Raw genomic sequence first — 10,451 nt, 5'->3', positions numbered from 1 at the left:
GGCGGCCGCCGGGGCGGGCCGCTTCGCCCGGGGGGCCCCCCCCGGCGCCCGGCGGGGGGGGGGGCCCCCCCGGGGGGGCCCCCCCCCCCGGGGGGGCCCCCCCCCCGCGGGGGGGCCCCCCCACCGGCGGCTCAGGCGGGCACGGTACGGCGCACGGCGTCGGCCACGACCGGGGCCAGGCTCCCCCCGCCGGCGTGCGCGGCGCGCTGGAGGTCCGCTCCGGTGCCCCGGGCGAGCAGCAGCTCGGTGCCCCGCACCGCCCGGTCGAGGTCGCCCGCCGCCCGCAGCGCCGGGGTGACGTGGTCGATCAGGGCCTCCAGCACGGCGGCGGCCGGGGCCGGGCGCCAGGTCAACGGGTGCAGCAGCTCGCCGCCGAGGCCGAAACGGCTGGCCCGCCAGGCGGCCAGGCGCAGCACGACGGTCGGCACCGGATCGGCCTCCAGCCCGGCCCGCCAGGCCCGGGCCTCCGTCTCCACCAGGGCGCGCACGAGTACGGCGAGGAGCAGGGCGTCCTCGGTGAGCTGGCACACGTCGCCGACCCGCACCTCCACGGTCGGGTAGCTGCGCGACAGCCGGGCGTCGAAGTAGACCATGTGGTCGTCGACGAGCACCTCGCTCGCCAGCATCGCCCGGGTGGTCTCCTCGTGCGCGTCGACGTCGCCGTACAGCTCGGCGGGCCCGCTCATGGGCCAGCGCGACCACAGCTGGTGGCGCCAGCTCGCGTACCCCGTGTCCTGGCCCTGCCAGAACGGCGAGTTGGCGCTGAGCGCGAGGAGCGGCGCGAGCCAGGGCCGGATCCGGTCCAGGACCCCGACGCCCTCCTCCGCCGAGGCGAGATGCACGTGGACGTGGCAGGCGCAGGTCAGCTTGTCGTCGACGAGCCGTGCATAGCGGTCCTCGATGAGCCGGTAGCGGTCGCTGGGGGTGAGGAGCGGGTCGAAGCGCATCGGCGCGGTCGCGAGCGCCGCGACCGCCACCCCCGCCTCCTTGGCCGCGGCCGCGGCGGCGGACCTGGCCTGGCGCAGCTGCTCGGCGAGCTCGTCCGCCGTGGCGCAGGGCCGGGTGCCGATCTCCAGCATCTCGCAGAACAACTCGGGCTTCACCGGCTCGCCCCGGTCGGCCTCCCGCTGCACGTCGGCGTGCCAGGCGGCGATCTCGGTGACGGTGCCGGCGAGCGGTTGGGGAAGCCCGGTCCCGGGGTCGACCAGGAGCAGCTCCTCCTCCACCCCGAACGTGCGTAATCCTTGCCCGCGGTGGTAGACCCACTGCCGCTGATCCCGCATGGAGTGCTCTCCTTCACGGTCGGACGAGGTGCGCTGACGGCCGTTCGAACAGAGCTTTCCCGAAGCTTGTCCACGGAGGCACCGCCTCCCACCCGTCCCGGGACGGATGGCGTGAAATCGACACCGGAGCACCGGAACGGCCCCTGGAAGAGAACGTGGAACGTCCTCTTCCAGGGGCCGGGTCGCTCAGGGCCGCGCCGGCCTACGACTCGCCGCGCCGGCCTACGACTCGCCGCGGCGGCGGACGAGGAGGAGGCTGCCGGCGCCGAAGACGGCGAGGGCGCCGGCGCCCGCGAGGGCGAGGGGGAGCGGGGAGGCGGGGGGCTCGGCGAGGTCGGCGGAGAGGGCCGGGGGCTGCTCGTCGCCGCCGTGGCCGGCGTGGCTGACCGTGGAGAGCGAGGCGCCCGCGGCGAGTTCGGCCTCGGTCGGGGCCTCGGGCGCGGCCGCGGCCTTCGCCGCCGTACCGCCGCCGAAGGTGACGTCCGAGCAGCTGTAGAAGGCCTCGGGGCTGTCGTTGCGCTGCCAGACCATGTAGACGATGTGGCGTCCGGTGCGGTTCGGGAGGGTGCCGTTGAAGGTGTAGTAGCCGTCGGTCGAGGTGCGGGTGGTGGCGTGGACGGCGACGGGGGTGCTGTCGAGGTCGGACCACTTCAGCGGCTGGGTGGGGTCGAAGCCCTGCTTGGTGACGTACATCGTCATGGTGCCCGAGTGGGGGGCCGTGACCCGGATCCTGAAGCCGAAGGTTCCGGCGGCGACCGCCGTGGCCGGCCAGTCGGTGCGGGCCCAGTCGAGGGCGCGGTACTTCTCGCGGTTGGCCGAGCAGAGCTTGCCGTCGGGGATCACGGCCTGGTGCCTGCCGTCGGCGTTGGCGATGTTGACCTCGTTCCAGTCGTAGAGCGGCTGGGTGCCCGAGTCGGCGACGAGGTCCTTGCACACCTGCGAGTCGGGGGACTCCGGCCCCTCCGCGTAACAGGCCGCGATCCGGCTGACCGGGTCGAACACGGCGCCGTGGGCCTGCGCGGCGGTCGGGGTGAGGGCGGTCAGTGCCGCCGCCGCGGAGAGCGCGGCGACGAGGGCGGGGGTGCGGCGGTAAGGCGGCATGCGAGGGCTCTCTCTCGTGCGTGGGGGAGTACGGGTGAGCAACACACTGCGGACGCACGGGAGTTGTCGATGCCGTACGCCGCCCCGAGGGTCGCATTGGTCCATACCAATGGGCAAGAGGTGCGACGAAGAAGGCGGGCCTCCCGGGTGTGCCGCTCACCCGGGAGGCCCGCCGCCCCACGCAGTCGTCGTTCGTGCGCCCGTCAGCCGTTGGCCAGGGCCTGCACCCGTGAGTAGTCCCCGTTGAAGTGGTTGTGGTCGCCGACCGTCGGGCCGGACGAGGTGTACTGCCACATCGTGTAGTAGCCCCAGCCGGCCGGCAGCGTGCCGACCTCGGAGGCGTACCGGGCGATCCACAGCGGGTTGGCGCCGGCGAAGCCGCCGTAGTTGCCCGTGCACTGCGTCCACCAGCTCGTCGCCGTGTAGATCACCGGGTCACGGCCGGTACGGGCCTTGTAGCGGTCCACGAAGTCCCGGATCCAGGCGACCATCCCGGACTGCGTCTTGCCGTAGCAGGTCGCGCCGTACGGGTTCCACTCGATGTCCAGCGCGCCCGGCAGCGTCCTGCCGTCCTTCGACCAGCCGCCGCCGTTGTTCACGAAGTAGTCCGCCTGCGCCGCGCCCGTCGTCGTGTCGGGGGTCGCGAAGTGGTACGTGCCGCGGATCATGCCCACGTTGTACGAGCCGTTGTACTGCTGCGTGAAGTAGGTGTTCTTGTAGTACGTGCCTTCCGTCGCCTTGACGTAGGCCCACTTCACCCCGCTGTTCCACAGCGTCTGCCAGGCCACGTTCCCGTTGTGGCTGGAGACGTCCACGCCCTCGGTCTGGGCGGCCAGCGCGGAGACGCCGCCGGGCTTGGCGCCCTGGCCGTCGTGCGCGATCACGCCCATGCCCATGTAGGCGGAGCCGCGGGCGGGGGTCTGCCGGGCGCCGGGGTCCTGGGCGGCGCTGGCGGTTCCGGAGAGGGACAGCGGGAGGAGGAGGGCCAGGGCCGCGAGGGCGGCGCCGGCGAGGGTCGTTCCGGATCTGTGCACACGCATTGCGTGCCTCCGAAAGGCTCGGTGGGGGGAGCGAGGTCGACATGTCTATGGTGTGGACATGTCAGGCGGGGTCGCCGTGGACGACGCTACGCACGTAGACCTGCCGACGGAAGGGGGCCAGGGGGCTGCCGTTGGTCTACGCCTGCGAAATACTGAAAGAGCTGCGGCGATGGCCCGCGGCGGAAGAAACTTTCAGCGAGCGGAAAGCGTGCGAGGGGTGCTGACGTGCACGTAAGCGGTACGGGGAGCGAATCCGGATCCAACGGCGGGAGTGGTGTGGACCAGGAATTCCTTGCCCTGGAACGCGAACTGGCGGTCTTCCTGCGCCGCGCCCGCTCCCAGTCCGGCGAGATGGCCCGCGAGGTCCACCCCGAACTGGAGCCCGCCGCCTACGGACTCTTCGTGCGCCTCGACGACGCCGGGCCCCAGCGCGCCACCGACCTCGCCGGCTACTTCGGCGTCGGCAAGGCCACCATGAGCCGCCAGCTGCGCGCCCTGGAGGAGCTCGGCCTGGTCGCCCGCGACCCCGACCCCGCCGACGGCCGCGCCTCGCTCGTCCGGCTCACCGAGGAGGGCCAGGGCCGCTTCCGGCACGTACGGGACGCCCGCCGCGAGCGGTACGTGCGCAAGCTCGCCGACTGGGACCGCGCGGAGGTCGCGGAACTGGCCCGGCTGCTGCATCACTTCAACGTGCGGTCGGCGGAGGGCTGACCGGCCGTCGGCCGACGGCGGCGGGCCGGACGGGACGGCCCGAGCGCGGGGAGGGGCGGTCCGCACACGGGCGGGGCGGTCCGTACGCGGGAGGGCCGGTCCGCACACGGGCGTACGCGGGAGGGCCGGTCCGTGCGCGGGCGGCGTGGGCCCGGGCGGCGTGCGCCCCGGGCGGCGTGCGCCCCGGGCGGCGCGCGCGGCGTGGGCCCGGGCTCCGGGGACGACGCGCGGACGCCTGCCCGTCCCGTGCGCGCTGGGGGGTGCCTGATCGGCGAGGCGTCCCCTAGAGCTCCGCGTACACCGCCGTCGCGTCGTCGTGGAGCTTCCAGCGGCGGGTGCCGCCGGCCTCGGCGTCCGCCGTCTCCAGGCCCCGCACCCGCTGGAGCAGGCCGCGCGGGCCCTCCGCGTCGAGGACGTCGAAGAGGTCCCTCCAGTCGCCCCTGCCGAACAGCTCCACCCAGCGCGTCGCCCCGTCGCTGAGCGCGGCGAGGGCCCGGACCCGCGTCCGGGGGCTCGTGCCGGTCACCGCGCGGGCCGCCACGGACGGGTCGGCCGCCGCCGTGAAGAAGCCGCCCTCGCGGTTGCGCAGCCGGTCCGTCGCCTCCCGGGAGCGCAGGATCCCGTCCGGGACGTGATCGAGGCGGTCGTCGAGCACCGCCCGTACCGACCCGTCCGGCGACCCCAGGAGCACCGCCGCGTCCGACAGGACGAGGTGCTCCACCACCACCGCGTCCCAGCGGGCCAGGGCCACGGTCGCCTGTGGAGTGCGGACGTGAGAAAGGTCACAGGTGCCGCGGTGGGCGTCCGCGGTGCGCCGGATTGCCAGCGACAGGATCTCGGGCAGCGTCAGATCGCGTCGCGAAGCGGACAGTTCCGTCAAAGCGCCGCCGAGTCGAGCCGTGAACCAGGGCACCCCGTGCACACAGCCGTCGTCGCCCGCCGGGGGCGTCACCCCGTCGAGGACCACCACCACGCCCCCCGCCCCCGCGGCGGGCAGAGCTGCGGCCGCCCAGTCCTCGTTGGGGCGTTCGGGGCTGCCGGGCAGGGTCGCCGCTTCCGTACGCATGATCCACAGTCTGCCCCGTGTGCGCTCGGTCTGCATCGCTCCTTCACAACCCCTCCAAACGGCCGAATCTGGCCTATACCAAGGCGGCGTGGGGGCGGACGAGCCCGGAACTGCGGGCTCCGGCAAGCTGCGGGCGGGCATCCTGCCAAAGCCCGCGCGGAAGATCCAACCGGGGGTAAGCCCGGCGCCCCGGACGCCCCGGTGAGAAGTTGTTCGCCAACTCATGAGTGTTGTTCACTCGTTCGGGTGGCGGAGCGGCCGTTGCGAGTCCCTCGACCAGAACCGCTGAAATGGTCGGAAGACACACCAGGGGTGGGGGCTCTTACATGTGACCGGTCGTCACCTCTGCTTCATGGGCGGACGAGTCAAGGATGCGAGCACCGGTGCAGAAGAAGCGGCCTCGGAGCAACAACGGCACGCGGAGCCAGACCCCCGGTGACCCGCAGAGCCCCGGCCTGCCCGCGGAGCCCCCGGCCGGCCGCACGAAGCGCGTCCGCAGCCGGCTCGTCGCCGGCGTCGCCCTCGTCGGCGTCACCGTGCTCGCCGCCGGCGCCCCCGCCGTCCTGACCGCGTCCGGCGACCTCGACGACACCGTCAGCCTCGTCGCCCTCGCCGAGCTCGACCGCCAGGCCGTCACCCTCGCCCACTCGCTCTCCGACGAGCGCGACGAGGTCGTCGCCTACATCGCCGCGGGCCGCGACGAGCAGTCCCGGGACGGCGCGGACAAGGGTCCCAAGCGCCAGATCACCGGCGCCAGGTCCGCCCGCGTCGACCGCCAGATCGACGAGATCCACGAGGCCGCCCCCGCCGACCTGCGCCGCGACCTCGCCGCCCTGCCCTCCATCCGCCGCGCCGCCCTCACCGGCAAGGGCGGCCCCCTGGAGGCCCACCGGGCCTACACCGACGTCATCGCCAAGCTGCAGGCCCTCGCCGACCAGCTCGCCGAAGGAACCCCGGCCCGCGCCGCCGAGGCCGTCCGCGCCCCCGCCGCCCTCGGCCGCGCCACCGAACAGGCCTCCGCCGAACGCGGCCTGCTCCTGGCGGCCCTCGCCGTCCCCCGGCCCGAGTCCGGCGGCAGCAGCCACTACGACCCGGCCACCGGCTCCTACGTCACCGACCCGCCCGAGGGCGCCGCCGAGGCCGACCGGACCCGGAACGCCCTCACCGCAGCCGCCCAGCAGGCCCGGGTCCGCGAACTCGCCGCCCTCGCCGACTTCGACCAGGCCGCCCCCACCGCCGCGCGCGACTCCCTCGCCGCCGGCGTCACCGGACCCGACGTCAAGAACGCCGAGCGCTACCTCGCCCGGCTCACCGACCGGCCCGAACTCTCCGAGGCCGAGCTCGGCACCGACCCGGCCCGCCTGGAGGCCGCGCTCTCCGCGCGCATCGAGCAGATGCGCGGCGTCGAGTCCGCGTTCGCCACCCAGCGCGCCGAGCGCTTCGCCCAGCTCCGCGACGACGACGTCACCGCGCTCGAACTGCGCATCGCCTTCCTCGGCGGCTGTCTGCTCGTCGCCGTCGGCATCTCCACGTACGTCGCCCGCAGCCTCACCCGGCCGCTCGCCGTCCTGCGCATCGGCGCGGCGCGGCTCGCCGCGGCCCCCGAGCCGCAGCACGAGCAGCCCCTTTGCTTCACCGGGCGCAACGACGAGTTCGCCCAGGTCGTCCGGTCCCTCAACACCCTCCAGGGCAAGCTCGCCGGCCTTGCCGGCCGGGTCGAACAGCTCGACGGCGAGAGCGCCGACCTGGCCGGCGCCCGCGACACCCTCGCCGCCGAACTCGCCGCCCAGCGGGCCGAGCTCCAGGGCCACACCGCCCTGCTCACCGCCGAGCTGCAACGCCTCCGCGGCACCGTCCAGCACACCTTCGTCAACCTCTCGCTGCGCAGCCTCGGCCTCGTCGAGCGCCAGCTCGGCGTCATCGAGAAGCTGGAGGAGCGCGAGCAGGACCCCGACCGGCTCGCCACGCTCTTCAAGCTCGACCACATGGCGACCGTCATGCGCCGCCACAGCGAGAACCTGCTGGTCCTCGCCGGCCACGAGCACCACCACGGCCACCCCGGCCCGGTCCCGCTCGTCGACGTGCTGCGCGCCGCCGTCAGCGAGATCGAGCGCTACGAGCGGGTCAGCATCCAGTCGCTGCCGCCGCACGCGCAGGTCGCCGGCTTCGCCGCCGACGACCTCAGCCACCTGGTCGCCGAACTGCTGGAGAACGCCACCTCCTTCTCGCCGCCCGACACCCAGGTCCAGCTCTCCGGCTGGCTCCTGGAGTCCGGCGAGGTCATGCTCTCCGTCCAGGACGGTGGCATCGGCGTCGCCGCGTCCCGGCTGGCCGAACTGAACGCGCGGCTGGCCGACCCCGAGATCACCGACACCGACGGCGAGGGCCTCGGGATCCGCGTGGCGGCACTGCTGGCCGCCCGGCACGGCGTGCGGGTCGAGCTGCGCGAGCAGAAGCAGGGCGGCATCGCCGCCATCGTGGTCCTTCCGCTCCCGCTCCTTCCCACGGCCCCGCCGACCGCGGTCCCGCCGACCGTCGCCGTCACCGGCACGGGCCCGGCCGCCGTGGTCAACCTCCCGGGCTCCGTCGCCGAGGCCAACTCCAACACGCTGCCGTCCCGGCACCGCGACCCGCTGGTCGAGGCGGCGGAGCGGGCGATCGCGGCGGCCGAGACGGAGACACGGACCGCGACGGGGCAGCCGCCGACGGACGCCCCTGCGGCGGCCGGGGCCGTGTCGGGGGCCGCGGAGCCCACTGAGCCCCCCGCGGTCGCCGCCGAGCCCCCGTACGGGCCGGAGGGCGGCCTCCCGGCCCGCCCCGAGGACGTGTACGAGCCCGAGGCGGGCCCCGCAGAGCCCGTCGGCGCGTACGAGCCCGGGTCCGCCGGGGCGGAGGCGTACGCGCCCGCGTCCCCGGCCGCCTTCGGCTCGGATCCCGCGTCCCCGGCCGCCTTCGGCTCGGATCCCGCGTCCCCGGCCGGCTCCTGCTCGGATCCCGCGTCCCCGGCCGGCTCCGGCTCGGATCCCGGGTCCCCGGCCGCCGTCGGCTCGGATCCCGAGTCGCCGGCCAGCTCCGGGCCCGAGTCCGACGCCGCCGCGCCCGCGCCCGCGCTCGGCGAGTCCGTCTCCGAGACGACCCTCCAGGTCCGCCTGCCCGACCCGCCCCCCGAGCCGGACGCGCACGAGCGTGCCGCCGAGGAGCCGTCGGCCGAGCACGAGGCGCCGGTCGCGCGTGAGCCCCTGACCCGGCGCCAGCCGCCGGCCGGGGCCACCGTGCCCGACCCGGTGACCGAGCTCGCCCCCGAGCCGGAGCCCGACCCCGAGACCCCCACGGGCGCCCCCGAGCCCGAGGAAGGTGCCGCGGGTCCGCGCCCCGGCCAGTGGGAGCGGGTCACCGACAAAGGGCTGCCCAAGCGCACTCCGCGGATAGTGCGTCAGGCCGGCGCCCCCGCCGCGCCGGCACGCCGCGGTGGCGTGGACGCCGAGGCGCTGCGCCGGCGGCTCGGCGGCTTCCAGCGAGGAGCCGAGGACGGCCGCCGCGACGTGGCGGCCGAGATCCACGGCGCACAGACAGCACGGCCCGATGAGAACACGGAGAAGACGGGGGACACAGTCGAGGAGGCACGCAGTTGACTGCGACCGGAACATTCGGACTGAGCAGCGAGGCCCGCAACCTGCAATGGCTGCTGGGCAACCTCGTCGAGGAGGTGCCGGGCGTCCGCTCCGTCGCGGTCGTCTCCTCCGACGGCCTGCTCCTGCTCTCGTCGGACCCGGAGGCCCAGGCGCAGGCCGCCGCGCCCGACGCTGACCGGCCCGCCGGGCCGCGCGGCTCCAGCGCCGACCTCGCCACCATCGTCTCGGGCATCGGCAGCCTCACCGTGGGCGCCGCCCGGCTGATGGACGGCGGCGGGGTCAAGCAGACGATGGTCGCGATGGAGGACGGCAGCGTCTTCGTCATGTCGATCAGCGACGGCTCGCTGCTCGGCGTGCACGCCACGCCGGACTGCGACATGAGCGTCATCGCGTACCACATGGCGCTCTTCGTCGGCCGGGCCGGACACGTCCTGACGCCCGAACTCCGCAGCGAGCTGGCCAAGTCCGCCCAGGCCGCGGAGAGCGACCGGTGACCGCCGCCGCGCACGCCCACCGGCTGCCGATACGCGGGGAGGGGCGCCGCCCCTCCCGGGTCCGTCCCTACTCGCTCACCGGCGGCCGCACCCGCTTCGGCCACATTCTCCTCGTGGAGACCTTCGTGGCCGCGCTCGAGGCGGCGCCCGAGCGCAAGGTCCTCACCGACGGAGGGCCGGCCGCGCGCGGGCTGATGCCGGAGATGCGGGCCATCGTCGAGGTCTGCCGTCGCATGCGGACGGTCGCGGAGATCTCGGCGCTCCTGAAGATGCCGTTGGGGGTCGTCCGGGTGCTGCTCAGCGACCTGGCCGACCAGGGAAAGATCCGTGTGTACGGGACCGGTCACGGTACCGGCCAGCCCGACCGCGCGCTCCTCGAAAGGGTGCTGAGTGGACTCCGCCGTCTCTGACGCCTCCGTCGTCACCGAACCCCCGGCCCTCGCCGGGATCCCCGCCCAGCCCACCGGCGAGCCCGAACCCGAAGAGGGCGCGCAGGACTGGCAGCTGGACCACACCCGCGCCCCGATAGCGACCAAGGTCGTCGTCGCGGGCGGTTTCGGCGTCGGCAAGACCACCTTCGTCCGCGCGGTCTCGGAGATCACCCCGCTCCAGACCGAGGCGCTGATGACGCAGGCGAGCGAGGAGACCGACGACCTCACCGCCACGCCGGACAAGCTGACCACGACCGTGGCGATGGACTTCGGCCGGATCACGCTCGACGACGACCTGGTGCTGTACGTCTTCGGTACGCCCGGGCAGCAGCGCTTCTGGTTCATGTGGGACGACCTGGTGCGCGGCGCGATCGGCGCGATCGTCCTGGCCGACACGCGCCGGCTCACCGACTGCTTCCCGGCCCTCGACTACTTCGAGAGCTGCGGGCTGCCGTACGTCGTGGCCGTCAACCACTTCGAGGGCACCGAGCGCTTCGAGGTCGAGGACGTCCGCGACGCCCTGACCGTCCCGCCGCACGTCCCGATCACGATCATGGACGCGCGCAAGCGGTACAGCGTGGTCGAGACGCTGCTCGCGATGGTCGAGCACGCCCTGGCCGCCACCCCCGAGTAGACCCCGGGCCCCGCGCACTCCCCCCGCGCGGACGCCCGGTACCCCCACACCCCCCGCGC

9 protein-coding genes are annotated in these 10,451 nt (G+C 74.7%); 5 read left to right on the top strand and 4 right to left on the bottom strand.

All coding sequences use genetic code 11. The annotated features are described in order from the left end of the window. Nucleotides 1–131: 131 nt before the first annotated feature. From ACIRQF_RS18765 to ACIRQF_RS18755, 3 genes are all read right to left on the bottom strand, one after another. A complete protein-coding gene (locus tag ACIRQF_RS18765; RefSeq protein ID WP_376632357.1) occupies nucleotides 132–1,283 on the bottom strand; it encodes a glutamate--cysteine ligase in 1,152 nt (383 codons plus the stop codon). A gap of 222 nt (nucleotides 1,284–1,505) precedes the next feature. Further along, nucleotides 1,506–2,384 carry a lytic polysaccharide monooxygenase gene (locus ACIRQF_RS18760; RefSeq protein ID WP_404093408.1) on the bottom strand — a complete coding sequence of 293 codons (879 nt, stop codon included), beginning with the start codon at nucleotides 2,382–2,384 and terminating at the stop codon, nucleotides 1,506–1,508. A 203-nt stretch (nucleotides 2,385–2,587) separates the two neighbouring features. Continuing rightward, nucleotides 2,588–3,424, bottom strand: coding sequence for a lysozyme (locus tag ACIRQF_RS18755; RefSeq protein ID WP_404093405.1), 837 nt, complete (start codon nucleotides 3,422–3,424; stop codon nucleotides 2,588–2,590). Nucleotides 3,425–3,649: 225 nt separating this feature from the next. Here ACIRQF_RS18755 and ACIRQF_RS18750 point away from each other — a divergent pair, with 225 nt between their 5' ends. Continuing rightward, entirely contained in the window at nucleotides 3,650–4,135 is a 486-nt protein-coding gene (locus tag ACIRQF_RS18750; protein ID WP_376632363.1) for a MarR family winged helix-turn-helix transcriptional regulator, read from the top strand. A gap of 283 nt (nucleotides 4,136–4,418) precedes the next feature. On the opposite strand, the gene ACIRQF_RS18745 is transcribed toward ACIRQF_RS18750, so the two are convergent. Further along, the gene (locus ACIRQF_RS18745; RefSeq protein ID WP_404093402.1) at nucleotides 4,419–5,201 is read right to left on the bottom strand and encodes a hypothetical protein; all 783 of its coding nucleotides are present in this window, start codon (nucleotides 5,199–5,201) and stop codon (nucleotides 4,419–4,421) included. A gap of 383 nt (nucleotides 5,202–5,584) precedes the next feature. Here ACIRQF_RS18745 and ACIRQF_RS18740 point away from each other — a divergent pair, with 383 nt between their 5' ends. From ACIRQF_RS18740 to ACIRQF_RS18725, 4 genes are read left to right on the top strand one after another with little or no spacing between them, the layout of a single operon-like run. Continuing rightward, nucleotides 5,585–8,833 (top strand): nitrate- and nitrite sensing domain-containing protein, encoded by a 3,249-nt coding sequence (locus tag ACIRQF_RS18740; protein WP_404093400.1) that lies wholly within the window; start codon nucleotides 5,585–5,587, stop codon nucleotides 8,831–8,833. Beyond that, on the top strand, nucleotides 8,830–9,327 hold the full coding sequence (locus ACIRQF_RS18735) for a roadblock/LC7 domain-containing protein (RefSeq protein WP_376632368.1): 498 nt from the start codon (nucleotides 8,830–8,832) through the stop codon (nucleotides 9,325–9,327). The genes ACIRQF_RS18740 and ACIRQF_RS18735 overlap by 4 nt, the downstream gene beginning before the upstream one ends. Beyond that, nucleotides 9,324–9,737, top strand: coding sequence for a DUF742 domain-containing protein (locus ACIRQF_RS18730; RefSeq protein ID WP_376632370.1), 414 nt, complete (start codon nucleotides 9,324–9,326; stop codon nucleotides 9,735–9,737). Before ACIRQF_RS18735 ends, ACIRQF_RS18730 begins: the two co-directional genes overlap by 4 nt. Next, a complete protein-coding gene (locus tag ACIRQF_RS18725; RefSeq protein WP_376632372.1) occupies nucleotides 9,718–10,392 on the top strand; it encodes an ATP/GTP-binding protein in 675 nt (224 codons plus the stop codon). Before ACIRQF_RS18730 ends, ACIRQF_RS18725 begins: the two co-directional genes overlap by 20 nt. Nucleotides 10,393–10,451 lie beyond the last annotated feature (59 nt).

It is taken from the genome of Streptomyces sp. NPDC101191, from assembly GCF_044767915.1.
Taxonomy (GTDB): domain Bacteria; phylum Actinomycetota; class Actinomycetes; order Streptomycetales; family Streptomycetaceae; genus Streptomyces.
The sequence above is the reverse complement of the archived record's forward strand: the minus strand, read 5'-3'. Positions and strand labels throughout refer to the sequence as shown.